The organism is Cupriavidus sp. FW305-26 (assembly GCF_058787975.1).
The window spans coordinates 54,889-78,402 of the sequence record NZ_JBYTAH010000021.1 but is presented as its reverse complement, the minus strand read 5'-3'; the positions used below and the strand labels follow the sequence as shown (position 1 = coordinate 78,402).

19 protein-coding genes are annotated in these 23,514 nt (G+C 68.1%); 11 read left to right on the top strand and 8 right to left on the bottom strand.

All coding sequences use genetic code 11. The annotated features are described in order from the left end of the window. The first annotated feature begins 166 nt into the window (after nucleotides 1-166). Nucleotides 167-1,903: an FAD-dependent oxidoreductase gene (locus AC3WQZ_RS14220; RefSeq protein WP_010812436.1), complete on the top strand. Its 1,737-nt coding sequence runs from the start codon at nucleotides 167-169 to the stop codon at nucleotides 1,901-1,903. Between the two features lie 11 nt (nucleotides 1,904-1,914). Here AC3WQZ_RS14220 and ada read toward each other — a convergent pair whose 3' ends face one another. Together ada and AC3WQZ_RS14210 are read right to left on the bottom strand one after the other, a co-directional pair. Next, complete coding sequence (gene ada, locus AC3WQZ_RS14215; protein ID WP_439672644.1) at nucleotides 1,915-2,985, bottom strand: bifunctional DNA-binding transcriptional regulator/O6-methylguanine-DNA methyltransferase Ada; 1,071 nt, start codon at nucleotides 2,983-2,985, stop codon at nucleotides 1,915-1,917. An 8-nt stretch (nucleotides 2,986-2,993) separates the two neighbouring features. After that, nucleotides 2,994-3,770, bottom strand: a complete 777-nt coding sequence (locus AC3WQZ_RS14210; protein WP_371258385.1) for a 2OG-Fe(II) oxygenase — start codon at nucleotides 3,768-3,770, stop codon at nucleotides 2,994-2,996. 234 nt (nucleotides 3,771-4,004) lie between these two features. Between AC3WQZ_RS14210 and AC3WQZ_RS14205 the strand changes: the two genes are divergently transcribed. Then, nucleotides 4,005-4,484 (top strand): nuclear transport factor 2 family protein, encoded by a 480-nt coding sequence (locus AC3WQZ_RS14205; RefSeq protein WP_010812439.1) that lies wholly within the window; start codon nucleotides 4,005-4,007, stop codon nucleotides 4,482-4,484. Between the two features lie 129 nt (nucleotides 4,485-4,613). Here the strand turns inward: AC3WQZ_RS14205 and AC3WQZ_RS14200 are convergent, their stop codons facing one another. Beyond that, on the bottom strand, nucleotides 4,614-6,332 hold the full coding sequence (locus AC3WQZ_RS14200; RefSeq protein ID WP_143010661.1) for a dipeptidase: 1,719 nt from the start codon (nucleotides 6,330-6,332) through the stop codon (nucleotides 4,614-4,616). 304 nt (nucleotides 6,333-6,636) lie between these two features. On the opposite strand from AC3WQZ_RS14200, the gene AC3WQZ_RS14195 reads away from it, so the two are divergent. The 4 genes from AC3WQZ_RS14195 to AC3WQZ_RS14180 all read left to right on the top strand — a co-directional run bounded on the left by AC3WQZ_RS14195 (nucleotide 6,637) and on the right by AC3WQZ_RS14180 (nucleotide 11,982). After that, on the top strand, nucleotides 6,637-7,368 hold the full coding sequence (locus AC3WQZ_RS14195) for a glutathione peroxidase (protein ID WP_010812441.1): 732 nt from the start codon (nucleotides 6,637-6,639) through the stop codon (nucleotides 7,366-7,368). Between the two features lie 138 nt (nucleotides 7,369-7,506). After that, nucleotides 7,507-8,898: a dihydrolipoyl dehydrogenase gene (locus AC3WQZ_RS14190; protein WP_058697024.1), complete on the top strand. Its 1,392-nt coding sequence runs from the start codon at nucleotides 7,507-7,509 to the stop codon at nucleotides 8,896-8,898. Between the two features lie 110 nt (nucleotides 8,899-9,008). Next, on the top strand, nucleotides 9,009-9,557 hold the full coding sequence (locus AC3WQZ_RS14185; protein WP_011617008.1) for a TetR/AcrR family transcriptional regulator: 549 nt from the start codon (nucleotides 9,009-9,011) through the stop codon (nucleotides 9,555-9,557). A 217-nt stretch (nucleotides 9,558-9,774) separates the two neighbouring features. After that, nucleotides 9,775-11,982, top strand: a complete 2,208-nt coding sequence (locus AC3WQZ_RS14180; protein WP_058697025.1) for a TonB-dependent siderophore receptor — start codon at nucleotides 9,775-9,777, stop codon at nucleotides 11,980-11,982. A 51-nt stretch (nucleotides 11,983-12,033) separates the two neighbouring features. On the opposite strand, the gene AC3WQZ_RS14175 is transcribed toward AC3WQZ_RS14180, so the two are convergent. Next, nucleotides 12,034-12,708: an SOS response-associated peptidase gene (locus tag AC3WQZ_RS14175; RefSeq protein WP_010812445.1), complete on the bottom strand. Its 675-nt coding sequence runs from the start codon at nucleotides 12,706-12,708 to the stop codon at nucleotides 12,034-12,036. Between the two features lie 240 nt (nucleotides 12,709-12,948). Between AC3WQZ_RS14175 and AC3WQZ_RS14170 the strand changes: the two genes are divergently transcribed. Further along, nucleotides 12,949-14,601, top strand: a complete 1,653-nt coding sequence (locus AC3WQZ_RS14170) for an AMP-binding protein (RefSeq protein ID WP_492300756.1) — start codon at nucleotides 12,949-12,951, stop codon at nucleotides 14,599-14,601. A gap of 148 nt (nucleotides 14,602-14,749) precedes the next feature. Beyond that, entirely contained in the window at nucleotides 14,750-15,481 is a 732-nt protein-coding gene (locus tag AC3WQZ_RS14165; protein WP_010812447.1) for a BON domain-containing protein, read from the top strand. 18 nt (nucleotides 15,482-15,499) lie between these two features. Here AC3WQZ_RS14165 and AC3WQZ_RS14160 read toward each other — a convergent pair whose 3' ends face one another. Next, entirely contained in the window at nucleotides 15,500-16,582 is a 1,083-nt protein-coding gene (locus AC3WQZ_RS14160) for a GlxA family transcriptional regulator (RefSeq protein WP_010812448.1), read from the bottom strand. A 185-nt stretch (nucleotides 16,583-16,767) separates the two neighbouring features. Here AC3WQZ_RS14160 and AC3WQZ_RS14155 point away from each other — a divergent pair, with 185 nt between their 5' ends. Together AC3WQZ_RS14155 and AC3WQZ_RS14150 are read left to right on the top strand one after the other, a co-directional pair. Further along, nucleotides 16,768-18,027, top strand: a complete 1,260-nt coding sequence (locus AC3WQZ_RS14155; protein WP_011617012.1) for a M20/M25/M40 family metallo-hydrolase — start codon at nucleotides 16,768-16,770, stop codon at nucleotides 18,025-18,027. Nucleotides 18,028-18,149: 122 nt separating this feature from the next. Continuing rightward, the gene (locus tag AC3WQZ_RS14150) at nucleotides 18,150-18,413 is read left to right on the top strand and encodes a hypothetical protein (RefSeq protein ID WP_010812450.1); all 264 of its coding nucleotides are present in this window, start codon (nucleotides 18,150-18,152) and stop codon (nucleotides 18,411-18,413) included. Between the two features lie 25 nt (nucleotides 18,414-18,438). On the opposite strand, the gene AC3WQZ_RS14145 is transcribed toward AC3WQZ_RS14150, so the two are convergent. Further along, on the bottom strand, nucleotides 18,439-20,016 hold the full coding sequence (locus AC3WQZ_RS14145; RefSeq protein WP_011617013.1) for a phospholipase D family protein: 1,578 nt from the start codon (nucleotides 20,014-20,016) through the stop codon (nucleotides 18,439-18,441). A gap of 174 nt (nucleotides 20,017-20,190) precedes the next feature. Further along, nucleotides 20,191-21,231: an ABC transporter substrate-binding protein gene (locus tag AC3WQZ_RS14140; protein WP_041688374.1), complete on the bottom strand. Its 1,041-nt coding sequence runs from the start codon at nucleotides 21,229-21,231 to the stop codon at nucleotides 20,191-20,193. A gap of 543 nt (nucleotides 21,232-21,774) precedes the next feature. Here AC3WQZ_RS14140 and AC3WQZ_RS14135 point away from each other — a divergent pair. Continuing rightward, nucleotides 21,775-22,773, top strand: a complete 999-nt coding sequence (locus AC3WQZ_RS14135) for an isopenicillin N synthase family dioxygenase (protein WP_010812453.1) — start codon at nucleotides 21,775-21,777, stop codon at nucleotides 22,771-22,773. Between the two features lie 103 nt (nucleotides 22,774-22,876). On the opposite strand, the gene AC3WQZ_RS14130 is transcribed toward AC3WQZ_RS14135, so the two are convergent. Beyond that, nucleotides 22,877-23,449 carry a superoxide dismutase family protein gene (locus AC3WQZ_RS14130; protein ID WP_492300754.1) on the bottom strand — a complete coding sequence of 191 codons (573 nt, stop codon included), beginning with the start codon at nucleotides 23,447-23,449 and terminating at the stop codon, nucleotides 22,877-22,879. Nucleotides 23,450-23,514: the final 65 nt, after the last annotated feature.

Sequence of the window (23,514 nt, the reverse complement as noted above, 5' to 3'; positions counted from 1 at the left end):
CGGCGAATGCCGACACGCCGAGGCGCTCATTCAATCCCAAGCCAGCGCAATCCGCAACTGCGCCGTGCGATTCTCGCATTCTGCGCGCAGCCGTCTACTATCGATAGGCCGCGCACAACCGGGAAGATGTGCCCAGGGCAGGCGCGGGTCCAGACGGGGAGGGAGCATGGCGATTTCGCAGTCGGAGGCAATGGCCCCGGATGAGGACACCGGCCCGGAGGCCGGCGGCGGCCTGGAGGCGCCGTATTCCACGCTGGAGTCACGCTGGCACCAGATGTTCCCGCAGCTCGGCGCCGACGACATGGCGCGCGTGCGCCGCTTTGGCACGCCGCAGAGCTGGCGCGCGGGCGAGAAGCTCTTTGCCATCGGCGATACGGGCCGGGGCATGTACCTGATCGGCAGCGGCCGCGTGCGCCTGATGCGGCGCGACGGGCTGGGCCGCGAGCACCAGATCACCGAGCAGGGCGCCGGCCACTTCCTGGCCGAGGTCGGCACGCTCAGCGGCCGCCCGGCGCTGGTCGACGGCGTGGCCGTGACCGATACCCAGGGCTATGTGATCACGCCAGAGCGGCTGCGCGCCCTGCTGGTGGCCGAGGCCGAACTGGGCGAGCGCATCATGCGCGCGCTGATCCTGCGCCGCGTGGGGCTGATCGAATTCGGCAGCGGGCCGGTGCTGGTCGGCCACGGCACCGAGCCGCAACTGGTGGCACTGCAAGCCTTCCTGCGGCGCAACGGCTACCCGCATACGGTTATCGATATCGACGCCGAACGCGACTGCTCATTGCTGCTCGACTACGCCAACGCGCCCGCCAGCGACTTCCCGCTGGTGATCTGCGCCGACGGCCGCGTGCTGCGCGCGCCGGACGAAGGGCAGCTGGCTTCGTGCCTGGGGCTGTTGCCGGAGTTCGATCCGGTCCATGTCTATGACGTGGTGGTGGTCGGCGCCGGGCCTGCGGGGCTGGCCACGGCCGTGTATGCCGCATCCGAAGGCTTGTCGGTGGCGGTGATCGATTGCCGCTCGCCGGGCGGGCAGGCGGGTGCGAGTGCGCGGATCGAGAACTATCTTGGCTTTCCCACCGGCATCTCCGGACAGGCGCTGGCCGGGCGCGCGTTCGTGCAGGCACTGAAGTTCGGCGCGCATATCGCCATCCCGCTGGAGGTCAAGGCACTGCATTGCGGCGCGGACCCGATCCGGCTGGAGCTGGCCGATGGCCGCATGATCCCGACCCACACCGTGGTGATTGCCACCGGCGCGCAGTACCGTCGCCCGGACATCGCCGCGCTGGAGCACTTTGAAGGGCGTGGTGTCTACTACTGGGCTTCGCCGGTGGAGGCCAAGCTGTGCAAGAACGAGCCGGCGATGCTGGTGGGCGGCGGCAATTCGGCCGGGCAGGCAGCGGTCTACCTGGCCTCGCACGCGGCGCACGTGCATATGCTGGTGCGCGGGCCGGGGCTGGCCGCCACCATGTCGCGCTACCTGATCGACCGCATCGGTTCGCTGCCCAATATCACGCTGCACACGCACGCGCAGATCAGCGCGCTGGCGGGGGAAGGGTGGCTCAGTTCCGTGCGCTACGAATGCCGGGCGGAAAGCCCGGCCCCGGTCACGATGGACGTGCGGCACCTGTTCCTGTTCATCGGCGCCGATCCCAATGCGTCGTGGCTGCGCACCTGCAACGTCGAGGTCGATGACAAGGGCTTCGTGCGCACCGGCGGCGGCGAGCTGGGCTGCGCGTCGGCGGTGCCGTATCCGCTGCAGACCAACGTGCCGGGCGTGTTTGCCATCGGCGACGTGCGGGCGGGATCGACCAAGCGGGTCGCCGCGGCGGTAGGCGAGGGCGCGGCGGTGGTGGCGCAGATCCACGACTACCTGGCTCGGGTGCAGGCAGCCGTGGCGCGCTGAGCGCGGGCCACTCAGGCTTGCGCCTCGCGCTCCAGCAACTCGCGCTTGCGCGCCACGCCCCAGCGGTAGCCCGACAGGTTGCCGTCGCTGCGCACCACGCGATGGCAGGGAATGGCCACCGCCAGGTGGTTGGCGGCGCAGGCCTGCGCCACCGCGCGCACCGCACGCGGCGCGCCGATGCGGGCCGCGATCTCGGCATAGCTGGCGGTGCTGCCCGCGGGGATCTCTTGCAGGGCCTGCCATACACGCTGCTGGAACGCGGTGCCGCGCACATCCAGCGGCAGCGCCAGGCCGATTGAAGGTGCCTCGATAAAGCCCACCACTTGCGCCACCAGTTGCTCGAACTGCGCATCGCCGCCGATCAGGTTGGCGCGCGGGAACTGGTCCTGCAGGTCCTGCAACAGCGTTTGGGGATCGTCGCCCAGCAGGATCGCGCAGACACCGCGCTCGCTCTGGGCCACCAGGATCGCGCCCAGCGAGCACTGGCCGATGGCAAAGCGGATATCGGTGTCGGCCCCGCCCGCGCGGTAGCGCGACGGGGTCATACCCAGCACTGCGTCCGAGGTTTCGTAGAAGCGGCTGTTGGAGCCGAAGCCGGCGTCGTAGATTGCCTCGGTCACGGAGTCGCTGGTGCCCAGTTGCTCGCGGAGTTTCCTGGCGCGATGCGCGGCGGCATAGGCACGCGGCGTCAGGCCGGTGGCGGCCTTGAAAAGGCGGTGAAAGTGATAGGGGCTGACGCCCGCTGCGTTGGCCAGTTCGGGCAGCGTGGGCAGGGTGTCGGCGGCCTCGATGCGGCGGCAGGCGTCGGCCACGATGGCTGCGTGCCGGGCCGCCAGCGCAGGCGCGGCGGCACGTCGGCTGGGCCGGTAGCCGGCGGCTTCGGCCGCGGCGGCATTGTCGAAGAACTCGACATTGGCCGGATGCGGCAGGCGCGACGGGCTGCTCGGCAGGCAGTACACGCCGGTGGTCTTGACCGCATAGACAAAGGCACCGTCGGCGCCCGGATCGCGCGCCAGCACGCGAGCCCAGCGCGGGTCGCGTTCGATGGTGCTGACTTCCGGTTGTTGTGTGGGACGGGTCATGGGATACCTCACGTGGCGTCGTGGAAGATGATGCCCAGCGTGTAGCGCTGGCCCGCGTGCAGCCGGCTGACGCCATGCCGCAGGTTCACGCGGTAGCTGCCGCGGCTGCCCTGCACCGGGCGCTGGCTGACGGCGAAGACCACGGCATCGCCCTGGTGCAGCGTCACCACCTCGGCCCGCGACTGCATGCGCGGCCGCTGCTCGGTCATCACAAATTCTCCGCCGGTAAAGTCGCGGCCCGGCTCGGACAGCAGGATGGCGACCTGCAGCGGGAATACGTGCTCGCCGTACAGGTCCTGGTGCAGGCAGTTGTAGTCGCCGGGGCCGTAGCGCAGCAGCAGGGGCGTCGGGCGCAACTGGCCGGCGTCGTGGCAGCGGGCAAGATAATCGGCGTGCGCGGCGGGATAACGCACATCGATGCCCATGGCGGCGTTCCAGCGGTTGGCCACCGGCACCAGGTGCGGATACAGCGCCGTGCGCATTGCGGCCACGGTGTCGGGCAGCGGGTAGTGGAAGTACTTGTACTCGCCCTGGCCAAAGCCGTGCCGGCGCATCTCGATGCGAGAGCGGAACAACGCGTCCTGCGCATAGCCGGCGGCAAGCGCGTCGCATTCGGCTGCCGACAGCAGGCCGCGGATCGCGGCGCAGCCGTAGTCGTCGAGCTCGCGTGCAATGGCGGCCCAGTCGGTGCCATCGACGCGGGTGGCGATATCGGCTTCGTGCCTATGCCCCCGCGCCGTGCCGCGCGCTGGCAGTATTGGCCGGCGCGGCCCTGCCACGGCCATTTCGGGACGCTGTATCTGGCTGATGCTCACCGCGGGTCTCCTTTCTCTCGCTTGCATGGTGCCAACTTTAGGCCGCCCGCGTGCACCTGGCACTCCGGGTCTTGCTTTTGAATTCTGCCCGGTATCCTGCCTTGACAAGACAGATCTGTCTATCAATAATGAGACAGGTCTGTATCATATTGAGCAGCCTGTTCTTCCATCTGATTCACCCTGTTTCAGCAAAGGAGCCTCCGCATGTCCGCACAAGCCGAAATCCGTCCGCCGTTGCCCCCATTCACGCGTGAATCCGCCATCGCCAAGGTCCGTGCCGCCGAGGATGGCTGGAACAGCCGCGACCCAGAGCGCGTGGCGCTGGCCTATACCGTCGACAGCGCCTGGCGCAACCGTGCGGAATTCGTCAATGGCCGTGCCGACATCGTCGCCTTCCTGCAGCGCAAGTGGCAGAAGGAGTTGGATTACCGGCTGATCAAGGAGCTATGGGCGCACGACGGCAACCGCATCGCCGTGCGCTTTGCCTATGAATGGCACGACGATTCCGGCAACTGGTACCGGTCATACGGCAATGAGAACTGGGAGTTCGATGAGGCGGGGCTGATGCGCAGGCGTTTTGCCTGCATCAACGATGCGCCGATCAAGGCGGCGGACCGCAAGTTCCACTGGCCACTGGGCCGGCGGCCGGATGAACATGCGGGGTTGAGTGAACTGGAGTTGTGAAGCTGTTGGGTCCTAAAACCGAAGGCCCCGCTTGATGTGGTTCCTAGCTGGACCACCCCTCACCCCGGGCCTCTCCCCATGAGGGGAGAGGGAGCACACAAGCGTAGAGGGACACGCCTGAAACCCTCGTTACTGCATCTTGTCCAGGTTCCCGATCCGCACCAGCATCTCGGTGAACATCTGCATATCCAGGTTCAGGTCGGCCACTTCCTTGTACTCGCGCGCGTTGTGCGCAGTGTATTTCTTGCCCGGCATGGCCGGCCCGAAGTTGATGGCATTGGGCATCAGCTTGGCGGTGGTGCTGCCGGCGGTGGAAACCGGCTTGGCTTCCAGCCCGGTGGTATCGCCAAAGATATTCAGCAGCGTGGACAGCCACGCGCCCTTGGGATCGCGCGCCATCCAGTTGCCCTGGTCGTACTTGATTTCGACTGGCCCATGGGTGGCGGCCCAGCCGAAGATGCGCTTGGTGATCTTGCCGCCCAGCTCGTCCGGCGTGCGGCCACGCGGCATGCGCACGTTGGTGACCACGTCGACGTATTCGCCGCGCTCGCGCACCAGCGTGGGCGACATGGTCAGCGGGCCCATGAACGGGTCCCGGTAGGCCACCTCCATCCTGGTGCCAAGGTAATCCAGCCCGTACAGGTCGTTCAGGTAGCGGACCGCGTTCAGGTAGTGGTTCTCGGCAAATTGCACGCCGCTGGCCTGCAGGAACAGCGCCAGCCGCGGCAGCGGGTTGACCCCTTCCTCAGGGCGCGATCCGTGCGCCGAGGCGCCAGTGACCTTCACTTCCACGTCGTTGCCGGCGCGCTTCACGTCGATGGAGAACTTGCCGCGCGGGGTGTGGCGGCGCAGGAATTCAGCGCGTGCCTGTTCCAGCGCGGCAGCGACGGCGGCAGCATCGCCGCCGGCAATGCGCGCGGTGGCGGTTTCGGGGATGGCGTTGGCCGAGGCCGCGCCGCGCATGGCAACGATGGCAGGTCCCTTCTGGTCGGACTTGCCTTGCGCGCTCTTGTCGTCCGCCGCCTTGATGCCGAAGGAAACGGTCAGCGTGCCCGCGCCTTTCTCCGCCACCACCGCGGGGTATTTGCTGTCGAGCACGACGTTGTACTCGGGCAGGGTGGTGTGCTGGCGGTAGTATTTCATGCCGTCGCCGCCGGTTTCCTCGGTGGTCTCGATCATCAGGCGGATGGTGCGCTCCAGCGGCACGCCGCTTTCCTTGACGGTCTTCATGGCATACATGACCGCGGCGATCGAGCCCTTGTCGTCGATGGTGCCGCGCCCGTACAGCGTGTCGCCCACGCGCGTCATGCGGAACGGATCCAGCCTGGTGCCGTCCTCCAGCACCCATTCCTCGGCCACCGCGGGCACCACGTCGGCGTGGGTCAGGATGCCGAAGGTATCCTTGCCGCCGCCGGGCAGCGTGACCTCGAAGACCCGGTTGTCGACATTGCGGTAGGCCAGCCCGAAGTCGCGCGCCATGGCCTCGATCATCTTGCCGAACTCGATGATGGCGGGGTTCTCGTGCTGCGGGATTTTCTCGTCGCGCACGGTACGCAGCGCCACCATCCTGCCGATGGCGTCGATCACCGCGGCCTCGTTGCGGACGCGGTTGTAGACGCCCAGCAGGCGGCCGATATTGACCAGGTTGTCGCCGGCCAGTGGCGACCGGGCCTGCCACGCCGCCACGGCCGGCGCCACGGAAGGCTCGGCCCTGGCCGCGGCGGCCATGAATGCCTGCAGGTCGGCCTGGGCCGCCGTTCGGGTGCCGGAGACCAGCGCATCCAGCGCCGGTTTCTTCAGGGTTTGCGCCTGCGCGGGGTGCGCCAGCACCAGCGACAGCGCGAGCATCGGGGCCCATCGGCAGAGAGACGGCAGGCGGCAAGGTCGGGTCATTGCGGACAAAACGGGAGTCTGAGTGGATGCCGCATGATAGGGCACTCGCCGGTATTTGCCGAAAAAATATGCTTTTGCGTGCCCGCGGATGAAGTGCAAGGGCCGGCGCAATAGGGGATGGCCATGCCGAGTCAATAGCGTAAGGCAATCGTCGTGGTTAAAACGATGAATTGTACAAATCACATCCCGGTCTACAGAATGGGGCCTTCGCTGCAACCCGCAGCCGAAACCAACCCGATCCAGATCAAGGAGTGAACTGATGCTGCAATCCCGTGAAGGCCAACGCGTTCCCAATGTCGCTTTCCGCATGCGTGAAGACAACGAGTGGAAGACCGTCACCACCGGCGAGCTGTTCAACGGCAAGACCGTGGTCGTGTTCTCGCTGCCGGGCGCCTTCACGCCGACCTGCTCGTCGACCCACCTGCCGCGCTACAACGAGCTGGCCCCGGTGTTCGCGAAGCACGGCGTGGACGACATCCTGTGCGTGTCCGTCAACGACACCTTCGTGATGAACGAATGGGCCAAGGACCAGGAGTCCGAGAACATCACCATGATCCCCGACGGCAACGGTGAATTCACCGAAGGCATGGGCATGCTGGTGGACAAGGCCGACCTGGGCTTCGGCAAGCGCAGCTGGCGCTATTCGATGCTGGTCAAGGACGGCGTGGTGCAGAAGATGTTCATCGAACCGCAAGAGCCGGGCGACCCGTTCAAGGTGTCCGACGCCGACACCATGCTGGCCCATATCGCCCCGGACGCGCGCAAGCCGGACCAGGTGGTGGTGTTCTCCAAGGTCGGCTGCTCGTTCTGCGCCAAGGCCAAGCAACTGCTTGACGACAACGGCTTCGACTATATCGACGTGCCGCTGGACAACAAGGTGCGCGGCAAGGTGCTGGGCGCCGTGTCGGGCGAGATGACCGCACCGCAGGTCTTTATCAACGGCAAGCTCATCGGCGGCGCCGAGGCGCTGCAGCAGTACCTGGGCAAGTAAGCCGATTCTGCCTTCATCCCGCACCCGGGGACCGGCAGTCGCCGGACCCGATGGGGTCGCCTTGCCCGGCATGGCGGCCCCATCCAGCCCGCTGATTGACACCAGCTTGACGCCATCAAGACAAAGGAATTGACCGCCATGACCACCATCCAGACCGACGTCGCCGTGATCGGCGCAGGCACCGCCGGCCTTGCCGCCTACCGTGCCGCGATTGCCGCGGGCAAGCGCGCCGTGATCATCGAAGGCGGCCCGTACGGCACCACCTGCGCCCGGGTGGGCTGCATGCCCTCCAAGCTGCTGATCGCTGCCGCCGAGGCCGCGCACGAACTGCGCCACACTGCGCCGTTCGGCGTGCACGTGGATGGCGAGGTCCGCATCGATGGCCGCGAGGTGATGGCCCGCGTGCGCAGCGAGCGCGACCGCTTTGTCGGCTTCGTGGTGCGCGGCGTGGAGAACATCCCCGAAGCCGACCGCGTCCGCGGCTATGCCCGCTTTATCGACAACACCACGCTGGAAGTGGATGGGCACACCACCGTGCGTGCCAGCCGCGTGGTCATCGCCACCGGCTCCACGCCGATGCTGCCGGCGCCGTTCCAGGTGTTCGGCGACCGCCTGATCGTCAATGACGATGTGTTCGCTTGGGAAGACCTGCCCGCCAGCGTGGTGGCGTTCGGCCCCGGCGTGATCGGGCTGGAGCTTGGCCAGGCCTTGTCGCGCCTTGGCGTGCGGGTGCGCGTGTTCGGCGTCAGCGGCTCGCTCGGGCCGCTGACTGATCCCGTGATCCGCGCCTACGCGGCGAAGACCTTCAACGGCGAGTTCTATCTCGATCCGGACGCCAGGGTGACCGACATGGCCCGCGACGGCGACCAGGTGGTGGTGACTTACCTGGACCGCGAAGGCCGCAGCGTGACCGAGCGCTTCGACTATGCGCTGGTCGCCACCGGCCGCGTGCCCAATGTGCGCGGCCTGGGCCTGGAAAATGCCGGCCTGGCGCTGGATGCGCGCGGCGTGCCGCTGTTCGATGCGCGCACGCTCCAGTGCGGCAATGCACCGGTATTCATTGCCGGCGACGCCAACAACATCCTGCCGCTGCTGCATGAGGCCGCGGACGAGGGCAAGGCCGCGGGCGAGAACGCCGCCAGCTATCCGCAAGTGAAGCCGCTGGCACGGCGCGCGCCGATCGCGGTGGTGTTCACGGACCCGCAGATCGCGATGGTCGGCCAGCGTTACGCCGACCTGGCCGAAGGCACGTTCGTGACCGGCGAGGTCAGCTTCGAGGACCAGGGCCGCAGCCGCGTGATGCTGAAGAACCGCGGCCTGATGCATGTCTATGCCGACAAGGCCACGGGCCGCTTCCTAGGCGCGGAATGGACCGGCCCGCGTGCCGAGAACATCGCCCACCTGCTGGCGTGGTCGTACCAGCAGGGCCTGGCCATCGGGCAGATGCTGGGCATGCCTTTCTACCACCCGGTGGTGGAAGAGGGCCTGCGTACGGCGCTGCGTGATGCGGAGGCGAAGCTGGAGGCCTGAGCGGGCCAGGTTTGCTAGACAGGTCTGTCTGTCATAGTATCGACCTATAGAGAGGCAGGGCGGCGCAGGGCGCTGTCCGGCCGCGCACCTTTACCGACTACGCCGCCACCATGGCCACGCCTTCCGCCCGCGACCGCATCCTCGACACCGCTGCCCGCCTGTTCTACCAGGGGGGCTACCGCGCCACCGGCATCGACAAGATCATTGCCGAATCCGGCGTCGCCAAGATGTCGCTCTACCGCCATTTCGCCTCCAAGAACGAGTTGATTTCGGCGTTCCTGGACCGCCGCCATGACGAGTGGATGACGTGGTTCCGGCAGGACGTGGAAGCCCGGCTGGCCGCGCGCCCGCACCTGGACGTGATTGCCGACGCGCTGGCGGACTGGTTCGGCCGAGACTTCCGTGGCTGCGCCTTTATCAACGTGGTGGCCGAGGCGGGCGGCGACGCGCGCGCGGCCGAACAGGCCGCGGCGCACAAGGCCGAGTTGGCCGCATTCGTCGCCGACATCGCCACGCGCCTGGGCCTGGACCAGCCGCAAGCGGTGGCCGAGGAAGCGATGCTGTGCATCGAAGGCATGATCGTGCGCTACCAGATGCAGCCGGATGCGGCGGTGATCGAGGCGGGGCGGCGGTTGCTGGGCCGGCTGCAGGCCGGCTGATTGGCTTGGGGGGCTGGCCACTGAGGCCGGGGACTGCCCAACGCTTCCTTCGTCTGGCTTAGCGCCGAGGCAGCATCCGGTGCGAATAGAAAATGTCTCGCTTCTGACACATTCAGGCTACAATTCTGTTGTAATTACGAATTATTCGCATTCGTAATCAGAATTTTCCACTTGCCACGCCGCGCCTGCGGGGTAGCTACCTTCCGATCCCTGAGTGATGTATTTCCACCCGACCAAGCAGGCAAAGCCGCGCTTTGCCCGCCCCGCGCTTGTCACCCCGCGCGGCCTTTCGCTGACCACCCTTGTATTGAGCCTGCAGGCCGGTGGCGTGTTTGCCCAATCCGGCGAAGTGCCTGCGCCGGCAACGGCCAGTGCCGCGGCAGAACTGCCGGCCGTCACGATCCGCGCCGGCAGCGACGACGAAACCGCCACCGGCCCGGTTCATGGCTTCGTGGCAAAACGCAGCGCCACCGCCACCAAGACCGACACCCCGGTGATGGAGACGCCCCAGTCGATCACCGTCATCACGCGCGACCGGATGGAGGCGCAAGGCGCGCAGAGCGTGCAGCAGGCCATCGGCTACAGCGCCGGCGTCTATGCCGGGCCGTTCGGCAACGACGCCCGCGGCGACTGGGGCCGGTTCCGGGGCACCGAGTTCACGCAGTACCGCGACGGCCTGCTGAACCAGGTCGGCTTCTACAACAACGTGCGGCCCGATGTTTACGCGCTGGAACGCATCGACGTGCTGCGCGGGCCGTCGTCGATGCTGTTCGGGCAGGGCGCGGTCGGCGGCATCCTGAACCTGGTCAGCAAACGCCCGCAGGCTGAGGCGGCGCGCGAGATCGGGGTGCAGTTCGGCAACTACAACCGCAAGCAGGTGCAGGCCGACCTGACCGGCCCGCTCGATGCGGACGGCAAGTGGCTGTACCGGCTGGTGGCGCTGGCGCGCGACAGCGACACGCAGGTGGACTACGTCAAGGACAACCGCTACCTGATCGCGCCTTCGCTGACGTGGCGCCCGAGCCAGGACACCTCGCTCACGCTGCTGGCCAACTTCCAGCGCGATGAAAGCGGGACCTCGGTCGGCTTCTTCCCCTGGCGGGGCACGCTGCAGGCCAACCCGGCCGGCCAGATCCCCGATCACCTGTTTATCAGCGAGCCCGGCTTCGACCGCTACAACGCCGAGCAGGCGTCGGTGGGCTATGAGTTCCAGCACAAGTTCAACGACACCGTGACGGTGCGGCAGAACCTGCGCTATTCGCACAGCACGGTGGACTACCGCAGCATCTACGCGGCCGGTTTCAACGGCGCCGGCCACGGTTGGGTGCCGGGCAGCGATACGCTGATGCGCCGCACGGTCTACCTGAACCAGCCCACGCTGAACTCGTTCGCGGTCGATACCCAGGCGCAGACCAACTTCCGCACCGGCCCGGTCCAGCACACGCTGCTGACCGGCGTCGACTACCAGCACTCAGAGATCACGGGGCGCGCCGGGGTGGGGGGCACGGCCGCGCCGCTCAATGTGTTCAACCCGGTCTACGGCAATTTCACCCTGCCGGGCACGCGCGACCTGAACCCCGCCACGCAGGCGCAGACCGGCCTGTACGTGCAGGATCAGCTGTCGTGGAACAAGTGGCTGCTGATGCTGGGGCTGCGCTATGACTGGTCGCGCGCCGCGCAGGACAACACGCCCTCGGCCAGCCGCGACGACAGCGAGCTTACCAAGCGTGCTGGCCTGATGTACCGCTCGGACATCGGCCTCAACCCGTACGTCAGCTATTCCGAGTCGTTCCAGGGGCTGGCCGGCTTCAACAAGGCCAACCAGGCTTTCAAGCCGCTGCGCGGTTCGCAGTGGGAGGCGGGGATCAAGTACCAGCCGCGGGGCAAGAACGCCACGCTGACCATTGCCGCATTCGATATGCGCGAGAAGAACCGCAAGACCGCCGGCGTGGTCAACGGCATTCCCGATTCAGTCCAGGTGGGCGAGGCACGTACGCGCGGCATCGAGGTTGAGGCACTGGCCTCGCTGTCCAGCCGGCTGGACCTGATCGCAACCTATACCTACCTGGATGCGCGCGTGATCGACGGCACGCCGGCCGAGGTGGGCAAGAAGCTGGCGAGCACGCCGTCGAACATGGCGTCGCTGTGGGCCAACTATCGCTTCAAGCTGTTTGGCGTGCCGGGCTTTGTCGCCGGCGGCGGGGTGCGCTATGTCGGTCCCAGCTATGACGGTGCCGACCAGAACCGGGTGGGCGGCGTCACGCTCTACGACGCGATGATTGCCTATGACCACGGCCCGCTGCGCGTCTCGCTGAATGCCAGCAACCTGTTCGACAAGCAATTCCTGACCACCTGCCTGGCGCGCGGTGACTGCTACTTCGGCGCGCGCCGCACGGTGGTGGGCAGCGTTACCTATCGCTTCTGAGCCGCCTTGCAGGGAAGCGCGCCTGCGGCCGGGGCGGCGATAGCGGCGCGCTTACTCCGAGTCGGGGATTGGCGCTCCCTGCACTTTGGGCGCCGGTTCGGCCCGCATGGCGTCTGCGGGCCAGAGCGTCAGGAAGGTGCGCGCGACCTCGGGATCGCGGCAGGCGAGCCAGTCGTCCCACTGTTCACGCGGCACGATCACCACTGACCGCTTTTCCTCGCCCGGCTTGTGAAAGCGCTGCATCACCGGGTGCTGGGCCGAGTTGATGGTCAGCATGGTGAAGGACAGCGACTGGTCCGGCCAGCTGCGCCACAGGCCCGCAATGCCGAAGGCCGGCTCGCCGGGCAGCCAGACGCGCCAGCGCACCGGCTTGCCGGGCGGGCCGCCGGGCGCTGCATCTTCGGGATACGCAAACTCATAGAACGCCGTGGCCGGCACCAGGCACAGCTGGCCCTGGCGCCAGTAGCGCGCAAAGGCGGGGCGTTCGCCCACGGTCTCGCTGCGGGCATTGGTGGTGTCAAAGCGCCGTGCGCCGGGCGGGATGCGCGGGCGCGGCACCATGCCGAACGAGGCCAGAGCGCCACTGCGCGTGCCATCGTCCGCGGCGCGCACGATCGGCGCCGCGTAGTCCGGGTAGGTTTCAGCCTTGTACAGCCCCGGTGGCGGTTCCACGCCGAAGATCTCGCGCAGGATCCGGCTCTGGACCGGGGCGTAGTTGGTGCACATGCGCTGTCTCCTGGCGGCGATGCCCGTATCGTCGGCGCCGGGCGGTGCCGCGTCAAGGGTGCCCGGAGGTGCGTCAGGGTTCACGGCAGGGATGGCAAAAACCGTCAGCCGCGCTGGCGGAATCGGTTATTGCCTGCTCCCGTGGCGCTCGCGCACACTCTTGCGGCAGCCGTTGCGCGCCGGCACCCCGCGCGCAGCGGCCACCTACCAAAAGGCACCAGCCGGAATACAGGAGACATCATGCGCGACTACGCCCAAGCCTTCGACGGATTTTCCTATGACGACGCCGTGGCACGGCAACTGCACGGCAGCCAGGAGGCAATGAACGCCTGCGTCGAATGCTGCGACCGCCACGCGCTGCCGGGCCGTATCGCGCTGTTCTGGGAAGGGCGAGACGGCAATTCGCGCAGCTGGACCTTTACCGAGCTGCAGGCACTGTCCGCGCAGTTTGCCGGCTTCCTGAAGGCGCAGGGCGTGCAGCCGGGCGACCGCGTGGCGGGCCTGCTGCCGCGCAATGCGGAACTGCTGGTGACGATTCTCGGCACCTGGCGCGCCGGCGCGGTGTACCAGCCGCTGTTCACGGCCTTCGGCCCCAAGGCCATCGAGCACCGGCTCAATGCGTCCGGCGCGAAGGTTGTGGTCACCGATGGCGCCAACCGCCCCAAGCTGGATGACGTGGATGGCTGTCCCGCCATTGTCACCGTGGCCGGCGACAAGGGCCGCGGCCTGGTGCGCGGCGACTTCAGCTTCTGGGCCGAACTGGAACGCCAGCCGGCGTCGTTCGAGCCGGTGCCGCGCCGGGGCGACGACCCCTTCCTGATGATGTTCACCTCCGGCACCACCGGCCCGGCCAAGCCGCTGCTGGTGCCGCTCAAGGCCATTGCCGCGTTTGCCGGCTATATGAGCGACGCGGTCGACCTGCGCGCGGAAGACGCTTTCTGGAACCTGGCCGATCCGGGCTGGGCCTATGGCCTGTATTACGCGGTCACGGGCCCGCTGGCGCTGGGCCATCCCACCACCTTCTACGATGGCCCGTTCACCGTGGAGAGCACATGCCGTGTGATCCGCAAGTACGGCATCACCAACCTGGCCGGCTCGCCCACGGCATACCGGCTGCTGATCGCCGCGGGCGAGGCCGTGTCAGGCCCGCTGCGCGGGCGGCTGCGCGCGGTCAGCAGCGCGGGCGAGCCGCTCAACCCGGAAGTGATCCGCTGGTTCGCCAGCGAGCTGGGCGTGACCATCCACGACCACTACGGCCAGACCGAGCTGGGCATGGTGCTGTGCAACCACCATGCGCTGGCGCATCCGGTGCGCATGGGCGCGGCCGGCTTTGCCAGCCCCGGGCACCGCGTGGTGGTGGTGGACGATGAACAGCGCGAACTGCCGCCGGGCCGGCCGGGCACGCTGGCGCTGGACCTGAAGCGCTCGCCGATGTGCTGGTTCGGCGGCTATCACGGCACGCCCACCAGCGGGTTTGCCGGCGGCTACTACCTGACCGGCGATTCCGCCGAGCTGAATGACGACGGCAGCATCAGCTTCATAGGCCGGGCCGACGACGTCATCACCACCTCTGGCTACCGCGTGGGCCCGTTCGACGTGGAAAGCGCGCTGATCGAGCACCCGGCCGTGGTCGAGGCCGCGGTGATCGGCAAGCCCGATCCGGAGCGCACCGAGCTGATCAAGGCCTTTGTCGTGCTGGACCCGCAATATCGCGCCGCGCCGGAACTGGCCGAGGCGCTGCGCCAGCACGTGCGCAAGCGCCTGGCCGCCCATGCCTACCCGCGCGAGATCGAGTTCGTCGCCGAGCTGCCCAAGACCCCCAGCGGCAAGGTCCAGCGCTTTATCCTGCGCAACCAGGAAGTGGCCCGCGCGCGCGAGGCGGCCGCTGCCTGAGGCCTGAGCCGTTCCCGGACCGCTTCCTATAATGAGGAAGCGGTTGCCAGGCCCCGGGGGTGAAGGAGCCTGCGGCGCCGCGCAAGGCGCGCCTGCAGGCAGGGGCGCGCGTCTTCCATCTCCAGACCAATCGGGCGAGGCGAACAAAATGCAGAGTAGCGAAGCGGTGCTGACGCAGGCGCGCGCAGCCTTGGCGCATGTGCCTTATCAGGGTCATGTCCTCCATCCCACCATCCAGTTGCGGCTTTCCGACGGCGCGCTGATCCTGGAAGGCGAGGTGGCCGATATCGTCGACAAGACCCGGGCCGCGGCGACGGTGCGGCGCGTGGACGGTGTAACCAGCGTGATTGATCACCTGCGCGTGGCCAATGGCGGCATGCAGGTAGGCGACGGCGAACTGCGCGACGCGGTGTGCGAGCGCCTGCTCAATGCCATCGATTTCCGCAATTGCAGGATCTGCGCGCGCGTCAAGGGCAAGCCCGAGGCCATGCGCGAAGCCGTGGGCGAACGCAGCGGCTGGATTGAAGTGGAAGTGCACGACGGCGTGGTCACGCTGTGGGGGCAGGTAATCAGCCTGTCGCACATGCGCCTGGCAGGGGTGCTGGCCTGGTGGTCGCGCGGTTGCCGCTGCGTGGTCAATGAGCTGGTGGTAGCGCCCGCCGAAGCCGACCGCGACGACGAAATCACCGAGGCACTGATGCTGGTGCTGGAGACTGATCCCTTCATCGATGCCGGCCAGGTCAGCGCGCGCACCGAGAACCGCGTGGTGACGCTGGAAGGCTGCGTCGCCAGCGAGGACACGCGGCGCCAGGCCGAGCGCGACGCATGGTACGTGCAGGGCGTTGAGAACGTGGTCAACCACATCGCCTTGCGCACCTGAGCGCTGCCCTGGGCGCGGTCACTCCCCGGTGCCGCGCCGTACCGCGGCATCTTCCATGCGCCAGTAGCGCCGCCGCGCCCGCAGCGCAAAGCGGGCGCGATAGTCTGACATCGACATGCCCGTGGTGCGCTGGAACAGCCGCCGGAACGCGGCGGCGTCGCTGTAGCCGCAGGCTTCGGCAATGCCCTGCGTGCCGTGCAGCGTGACTTCCAGCAGCATGCGTGCGCGCTCCACGCGCAGGGTGTGCAGGTAGTCCAGCGGGCTCAGCCCGGTGACCTGGCGGAAATGCCGCAGCAGCGTGCGTTCGCTGACCGCGGCCGCCTGGGCCACCGCGGCCAGCTTGTAGGGCTCGGACACATGGTCCTGCAGCCATTGGATGGCGCGATACACCGGGCTGTCGGCGGTGCGGCTGAGCCAGCGTTGCGACACCAGCGCCGGCACGCTGCGCTGGCGCTCGGGCTGGAACAGCATCAGCCGCGACGCCGCCTGTGCCAGGTCCGGGTCGTGCAGGTGGCCCAGCACGCGCAGCATGAATTCCACCTGCAGCGCCGGCGCCACGCACGAGAACACACGCTGGTGCACGCTCATGGCCTGGTCGCTGCCCAGGTCGCAATGCGGATACTGGCGCATCATCCAGCTCTGGTACATCCACGGCGCGCCGGTCCTGGCGCCGTCGAGCAGCCCCAGCTGCAGCGGAAAGACCATCCCCGACGAACACGCCGCGATCCAGCCGCCGGCCTGCGCATGGCGTTCCACCAGGCGCAGCGCCGCGGCATCGCGCTTCACGATCTCGCCCAGCTGCAGCGCATTGCTGGCCAGCAGGGCCGGGATCACCAGCAGCGTGCGGCGGTCCGCGGCCCGTGCGCGCCGGGTGGAGGACACCAGCCCCGGCAGGTCCGCCGCCAGCGTGCGCCCGTTGCTGCCGCACAGCTGCCAGCTCAGCGTGGGCGCGGCGTCGGGCCGCTGCAGGCTGGCGACGCCGGCCACGGTGCGGAGCACGTCGAGCGTGGTGAACAGGCTGCCCGGCATGGCTTGCGGCAGCCATAGCAGGCGGACATGCAGCGGGATGTTCTGTGACGGCGGCGCGATGGCGGCGGGCATGCCTGGGGGCGTGGTCGGGTGCATGGCGCGAAGAGTTGGCAGGATGCCGTGGCGGGATCGGCATCCGGATTGGCGATATTGATCCTCCACTAAGGTTCTGGCAAGGGCTAGCATCGTGCCGTTGTGCCGCGGCGCCGCCCGTGCGCCGGGGCATGGCACCAACAAGACCAATCCGAGGAGATTCCATGCCGTTTTCCGTTCGCCACGTTGCCGTTGCCGCCGCCCTGACGCTTGCCGGGGCCGGTACCCTGGCCAGTGCCGCCCAGCCCGATGCCGCGCTGCTGTCCGCCGCGCAGTCGGCCCAGCCCGCGCTGGTGCAGTCGCTCAAGGAGATGGTGTCGATCGAATCCGGCAGCGCCAACGCGAAGGGGCTGGCGCAGATGGCCGGCTATACCGAGAAGCGCCTGCAGGCGCTGGGCGCGAAGGTTGAACGCATGCCCGTCACCAAGGGTCCGGGCACCATGGTCAAGGCCACCTTCACCGGTACCGGCAAGCGCCGCATCATGCTGATTGCCCACATGGACACGGTGTATCCGGACAACACCCTCGCCACGCAGCCCATCCGCGAGGAAGGCAACCGGCTGTACGGGCCGGGCATTGCCGACGACAAGGGCGGCATCGCCGTGATCCTGCACTCGCTGGAGATCCTGAAGAACCAGGGCTGGCGCGACTATGCGCAGATCACGGTGCTGTTCAACCCGGACGAGGAGGTCGGCTCGGTCGGCTCCGGCGAAGCCATCGCCGCGCTGGCCGCGCAGCACGACGTGGTGCTGTCGTGCGAGCCGACCGCGGCCAAGGACGTGGTCAAGGCCGAGTCGCTGCTGCTGGGCGCTTCCGGCACCGCCACCGCCACGATGCAGGTCAAGGGCCGAGCATCCCACGCCGGCGCCGCGCCGGAGCGCGGCCGCAATGCGCTGCTCGAACTCGCCCACCAGCTGCAGCAGACGCGCGACACCGCCAGCCTGGTGCCGGGCTCGCAGCTGAACTGGACCCAGGCGCAGGCCGGCACGGTGCGCAACCAGATCCCGGAAAGCGCTGTCGCCTACGGCGATGTGCGCACCACCGCGGCCGGCGCCGCCGAGAAGCTGAAGGTGGCGCTGCAGGACAAGGTCAAGTCCGGCCAGCTGGTGCCGGAGACGCAGACCACGGTGACGATGGAAGAGGGCCGCCCGCCGTTCGTGGCCGACGCGCGCGGCCGCGCGCTGGCCAAGCGCGCGCAGGAGATCTACGCCGAGCTGGACGGCCGCACGCTGGCCCTGGCCGAAGGCACCGGCGGCGCCACTGACGCCAGCTATGCCGCGCGCTCGGGCAAGCCCGCGGTGGTGGAAAGCTTCGGGCTGGCCGGCTTCGGCTATCACGCCCGTGACGAGTACATCGAACTGGACTCGATCGTGCCGCGCCTGTACCTGATGACCCGCATCCTGCAGGATATCGGGCGCAACTGAGCCGGCGCCGCCAGGCCTGCATTGCCGGCGCCCGGTTGCCCCTCCCGGCAAGCCTGCTACAGTGTCATGGCTGCCCGCATGCGGCGGCCATGACAAAAGAGACCTTGCAGGGGGAGACAGAGATGAACCGCAAAGGCTTGCTGGACGCGGCCACGGCACTGGAAGACCTGGCCGCCGGCCGCACCCCCGCACCCGCGCAGGTGGCCGCCGGTGCCGCCGCGCTGGAAAAAATCCACGCCGATTACCCGGCCTGGCGCGACGTGGGCGATGCCTTGTTTGGCCTGAAGGCGCTGGCCGGCGGCAGCGGCATGGCGCTGGACACCAAGGGGCGCCAGCGCGCCGGCCGGCTGGCCGATGTGGTGCGCAGCCTGCTCGACCAGATCTGAGGGGCGGTGCTCCCGGGAACCCGTTCTACAGCATCGACTCGATCGGCAGGATCGACAGGAACCAGATGCCAAGCCGGCGCCACCAGCTGGTGTTCGGCTCGGTGTCGTGGCGGATGACTTCGTCGTCGCGCCGTTCCAGCCAGTACAGCTTGCCGGTTTCATCGAGCTTGACCTGGTAGGCCGCGCGCGGCACCACGCTGGCGAAGGTGGATTCGATCCGGCCGGCCAGATCCGGGCTGTCGATGACGAAGCCCAGTTCGGTGTTGATCGTGGCCGAGCGCGGGTCGAAATTGAACGAGCCCACGAAGACCCGGGTGCCGTCGACGGCAAAGGTCTTGGCGTGCAGGCTGGAGCCCGAGCTGCCAAAGGGGCCGGCGCGCTCTTCCTTCTTGCCGGGCGCGGCCGAGCGGCGCAGTTCATACAGGTCCACGCCAGCTTCCAGCAGTGCCTTGCGCCGCTTGGCATAGCCCGAATGCACGGCGGCCACGTCGGTGGCTTCCAGCGCATTGGTCAGCACGCGCACCGCCACGCCGCGCCTGGCCATGTCGGCAAAATAGGACGTGCCGCCCGTCGATGGCACGAAGTAGGGCGAGACCAGGTCAAGCTCGCGCTGCGGGTCGCCCAGGATTTCACGCAGCTGGTGCGCCACCAGGGTGTCGCGCGATGCCTCGCCGAGAGCCTTGGCCGGGTTGTCGCTGACCATGCGCGTTCTTGCCCACTGGAACCGCAGCGTGCCGTCCAGCATCCGCTGCACGTCAGGCAGGTCGCGCACCGCGGCCAGGTAGGCGGCGGCAGCGGGGTTCTGCTCGACTGCGCGGGCATTGCTGACCAGCGCCTGCAGCCGTTCGACGCTGACCGGCGGCACCAGCCGGTCCACCGGGTAGGCCGACGCACTGGACCAGTAGCGGTCGAAATCGTGCGCCACGTCGCCGGCCGCGGGCCCGATGGCGATCACGTCGAGGTCGGCAAACAGCACGCCATCGGTGGCGCCGAAGTATTCGTCGCCGACATTGCGCCCGCCGATGATGGTGGCGACGCCGTCGGCGGTGAAGGACTTGTTGTGCATGCGCCGGTTCAGGCGCCGGAAATCAGTCAGGAAATTGAGCGCCTTGGGGTGGCGGATCACGAACGGGTTGAATATCCGCACCTCGACCTGCGGATGCGCGTCCATGGCCGCCAGCCATTCGTCCATGCCGGCGATGCCGTTGTCGTCAAGCAGCAGGCGCACGCGCACGCCGCGGTCGGCGGCTTCATGCAACGTTTCCAGCAGCAGGGTGCCGGTCAGGTCGTCGCGCCAGATGTAGTACTGGACGTCTAGCGTGCGCTGCGCGGTGCGCGCCAGATGCACGCGCGCGGCAAAGGCAGCGTAGGCATTCTCGAGCGGATGGATGCCGCTCAGGCCCGGATGGCGCGCCACTTCGCCGGCCACCGCCTGGCCCAGCGGAGTGGCCTGGGATTCGGCGGGCGTCAGCGCAAAGGATTCGGTGCGGGGATCCAGCGGCGGCAAGGCGCAGCCGCCGAGCAGGGCGGCACAGCACAGCAGCAGCGAATTGGCACGCAGGCGGCGGTGGGGGGCGAACGCGGCGTCTGTCGGCGATGGCATGGCGGGTCCTGTCGGGCCCCTCGCGGGGTCCGATCGTTACGGCAATGCCGCCATGTTGCCATGCCGCGCGGGCCGCGGGCTTAATTACGCACCGGGAGCGGGAAGTGGTGGCGCGCCACGGGGCTCCGGCGCATCGCTCAGGCCAGGGACGATATAGAGACGGGCGTGCTCTCCTTACGCCTTGAGGCGGCGGTCCGATGGCGCTGGCAGGAACTGGTCAGTCCAGATGTCCGCCACCGTCAGCGGCGCCTTGATGCCGAAGGCGCCGACGGTTTCATCCAGCGTTGCCTGCAGCCGTGCCGGCGTGGCCGCGCCCCAGCCGTCGCGCCGGGTGTCGGGCGTCTTCATGGTGCCGTCGACGATCAGGCGCAGGCGCTCAGTCTCCAGCGCCTGGTCGGCCAGCGGCTCGCGCGCCTTGACCGCGGCACCGCCCGCGGCGGGATTGGCAATGGCGTCGAGCCAGCCGCGGGTAGAGGCCTTGACGAAGGCCTTCATCACCTCCGGATCGGATGTCATGCTCTTGCGGTTGGCCACCAGCCCGTTGCCGTAGGACTTCATGCCGTAGTCCGAGAAGCGGAACACGGTGATCCTCTCTGGCCCCATGCCGCGCGCCTTCAGGTTCACCAGGCCGGTGAAGAAGAAGTAGGCGGCGGCATCGAAGTCGCCCTTGACGAAGCGCGTGTCGCCGATATCGGGCGTGACGCTCTCCCACTTCACGCCGCCGGGGTCGAAACCCTGTGCCCTGGCGAAGACCGGGAACAGCTTGCGCGAGGCATTGAACGGCTGGCCCAGGATGGACTTGCCGGCCAGGTCCGCTGGCCTGACGATGCCGCTGCCCTTGCGCACCAGGATCGCGTTCGGATTCAGGTCATACTGGATGGCCACCGCCTTGAGCGCGGCGGACGGATTGGTGGTGTTGAATTCGATCATCGCCGCGAGGTCGGCCGAGGCGCAGTCATAGGCGCCGCCCGCGACCAGGCTGATGGCCGAGGCCGAGCCGTTGCCGGTATCGATGGTGACGTCCAGCCCGGCGTCCTTGTAGTAGCCGCGCTGGTGCGCCAGCAGGAACCCCGCGCCCGAGGCTTCCACCTTCCAGCCGAGATTGAACTTGAACTTCTGCAGCGAGCCCGCCGCGCGGACATGGGGCACCGCGAACGGGGCGGCGGCAAGCAGGGCGGTGGCGCCAGTGGCGCGCAGGAAGGAACGGCGACGCATGTCTTTCTCCGGAACGAATGTCACTGGACGATGCGTGCGCGGGCCGGTGGCGCGGGTGCGGAAGGAGAGCGTGGCCTCCCAGGACGCCGGCACCACGCCGCGCCGGCATGCGGCCAGGGCATGCGCGGGGACCGTGCACATCATCGGGAGCAATTTCCGGGCGGCGTGCCGCTGAACGCTTCTACTCCGCTGCGGTTTCAGCAGGATCCGTGCCGGGCGCTGCGCGGCGCCATGCACCAAGCCGTTGCCCGGCATGCGCCATCACGGCGCAAGCCCCGGCGCAATCGCTGCGATCCCGGTGCAAAAACCCCTGGCCCGGAACCTGCATAACCTCGGGCAAGAGTAGAAGCGTTCACCATCCGCGCGGCGCGTCGCAGACGCACGCCGGATGGCCGGGAATTGCTCTTGAAGTCCGTGCCTCTCGCCATCGCGCAGGCTGGCACAGGCGACCTCAGGAGCGCGTTGTCCCGGCGTGCGTTGCCATGGTGGTCTGCCTGTGCCGGCGAGGGGCCAATCCCTGACCCGCTTTGCACAAGGAACACCATGAGCCAACCAGACACCGCCTACGCCCTGGCCGAACTCCACCGCGAATCGCGCATGGGCGCGTTCGGTTCGGAAACCCGCCAGCGCGAGATCCGCCGCATCGACCTGTCCGACTACGCGCGGCGCAAGGCGCAGATCGCCGACGAACTGTGGCAGGCATCGGTCGACGTCGGCTTCTTCCAGATCGCCAACCACGGCATCGACCTGGCCAGCGTGCGCGAAGCCTTTGCCATGACCGAGCGCTTCTTCGCGCTGCCTGACGCCGTCAAGGCGCAATACCCGCTGCAGAAGGCCAACAACGCCGGCTGGGAAAGCCGCGCGCAGGTGCGCCCCTCGACCGGCACCCCGGACCAGAAGGAGTCCTACCAGATCACGCGCCCGCACATGGCCGGGCTGTGGCCCGGCGATGACGAACTGGAAGGCTTTCGCGCCACCATGCTTGCCTTCGAGGCGCAATGCTGGGAGGTGGGCATGAAGGTGCTGTCATGCTTCGCCGGCAAGCTCGGCTTTGCCAGCGACTTCTTCACGCAGGCGCACGATCCGCGGGCGCCGGACTACCAGAGCACGCTGCGGCTGCTGCACTACTACGCGATCCCGCCCGAACTGCGCGACAAGCTGGAGCTCTGGCGCGCCGGCGCGCATACGGATTTCGATTGCCTGACGCTGCTGTTCCAGCGCCCCGGCCAGGGCGGGCTGCAGGTCTGCCCCGGCAAGGAGATGGAGGCGCAGGCATGGACCCCGATCGAGCCGGACGAGGAAGTCATCACCTGCAATATTGGCGACATGCTGATGCGCTGGAGCGACGACCGGCTGCCGTCGAACTTCCACCGCGTGCGCAATCCCGCGCCGGATGAATACATGGGCCCGCGCTACAGCATGGCGTTCTTCTGCCAGGCCAACCGAGGTGCGATGATCGAAGGGCCGGGTGGCAAGTATCCGCCGATCAGCGCGGGGGACTACCTGCGGCAGCGGGTGAATGCGAATTTCAAGGGGTATTGAGGCGCGGAAGAATTTCCATGCCGACGGTCTGCTCCCCCTCTCCCGCTTGCGGGAGAGGGAGTCCACCCGCAGTCGCTGGACGCGCCGGTAGTGAGCCTACGACTTACGAAGCCGCGACAACCCCGCAAGCAATCCGCCCGCCCGCATTACCGGTCGGCTGCGTCTTGTAGTCGTCCGGATCCTTGTGTACCACCACCGCGCGGCCGATCACCCCGTTGGCGCCCGTGCCAACGGTCAGGTCCGGCAGCAGCATGCTGACGCGAACGTTGCCGCTGGCGTCCGCGGTGACGTTGTTCATGTCGCCGGCATGGTGGTCAGGCATGGTCATCTGGCCGTGGGGCTTGCCGGTCGGGTTGAAGTGGCCGCCCGCGCTCATCGCGTCAGGCGCGGAGCAGTCGCCCTTCTCATGGACGTGGAAGCCGTGCACGGAGTTGGGCGGCAGGCCGGTGATCGCCGCAGTCATCATCACGCCGCCGGGCTGCTGCTGGAAGGTCACGGTGCCGCCGGTATTGCTGCCGCTCTTGGGCTGGAGTGTGGCCGCCGCCCTGGCGCTGCTGCTGGCGCTGGTGCCGGACGCGCTGGCCGCAGACGAGGAGCTCATGCCGGAGCCGGCGCAGCCGGCCAGTGCAATGGTCGCGGCGATGCAGGCCGCCAGGGGGGTAAGCACTTGTTTCATCGGACTCCTCTTCTTGTCATGATTTCGGAAGAAACAGTATAGGCTGGCCGGCGCCAGGCCGATTT

Coding starts and splice junctions, on each gene's coding strand:
- ada (WP_439672644.1), bottom strand. CDS start 2,985: ATGACCCGTCCCACACAACAACCGGAAGTCAGCACCATCGAACGCGAC.
- AC3WQZ_RS14150 (WP_010812450.1), top strand. CDS start 18,150: ATGAACCGCAAAGGCTTGCTGGACGCGGCCACGGCACTGGAAGACCTG.
- AC3WQZ_RS14130 (WP_492300754.1), bottom strand. CDS start 23,449: ATGAAACAAGTGCTTACCCCCCTGGCGGCCTGCATCGCCGCGACCATT.
- AC3WQZ_RS14190 (WP_058697024.1), top strand. CDS start 7,507: ATGACCACCATCCAGACCGACGTCGCCGTGATCGGCGCAGGCACCGCC.
- AC3WQZ_RS14180 (WP_058697025.1), top strand. CDS start 9,775: ATGTATTTCCACCCGACCAAGCAGGCAAAGCCGCGCTTTGCCCGCCCC.
- AC3WQZ_RS14170 (WP_492300756.1), top strand. CDS start 12,949: ATGCGCGACTACGCCCAAGCCTTCGACGGATTTTCCTATGACGACGCC.
- AC3WQZ_RS14185 (WP_011617008.1), top strand. CDS start 9,009: ATGGCCACGCCTTCCGCCCGCGACCGCATCCTCGACACCGCTGCCCGC.
- AC3WQZ_RS14195 (WP_010812441.1), top strand. CDS start 6,637: ATGCTGCAATCCCGTGAAGGCCAACGCGTTCCCAATGTCGCTTTCCGC.
- AC3WQZ_RS14155 (WP_011617012.1), top strand. CDS start 16,768: ATGCCGTTTTCCGTTCGCCACGTTGCCGTTGCCGCCGCCCTGACGCTT.
- AC3WQZ_RS14145 (WP_011617013.1), bottom strand. CDS start 20,016: ATGCCATCGCCGACAGACGCCGCGTTCGCCCCCCACCGCCGCCTGCGT.
- AC3WQZ_RS14175 (WP_010812445.1), bottom strand. CDS start 12,708: ATGTGCACCAACTACGCCCCGGTCCAGAGCCGGATCCTGCGCGAGATC.
- AC3WQZ_RS14160 (WP_010812448.1), bottom strand. CDS start 16,582: ATGCCCGCCGCCATCGCGCCGCCGTCACAGAACATCCCGCTGCATGTC.
- AC3WQZ_RS14200 (WP_143010661.1), bottom strand. CDS start 6,332: ATGCTCGCGCTGTCGCTGGTGCTGGCGCACCCCGCGCAGGCGCAAACC.
- AC3WQZ_RS14140 (WP_041688374.1), bottom strand. CDS start 21,231: ATGCGTCGCCGTTCCTTCCTGCGCGCCACTGGCGCCACCGCCCTGCTT.
- AC3WQZ_RS14220 (WP_010812436.1), top strand. CDS start 167: ATGGCGATTTCGCAGTCGGAGGCAATGGCCCCGGATGAGGACACCGGC.
- AC3WQZ_RS14135 (WP_010812453.1), top strand. CDS start 21,775: ATGAGCCAACCAGACACCGCCTACGCCCTGGCCGAACTCCACCGCGAA.
- AC3WQZ_RS14165 (WP_010812447.1), top strand. CDS start 14,750: ATGCAGAGTAGCGAAGCGGTGCTGACGCAGGCGCGCGCAGCCTTGGCG.
- AC3WQZ_RS14210 (WP_371258385.1), bottom strand. CDS start 3,770: ATGGCCGTGGCAGGGCCGCGCCGGCCAATACTGCCAGCGCGCGGCACG.
- AC3WQZ_RS14205 (WP_010812439.1), top strand. CDS start 4,005: ATGTCCGCACAAGCCGAAATCCGTCCGCCGTTGCCCCCATTCACGCGT.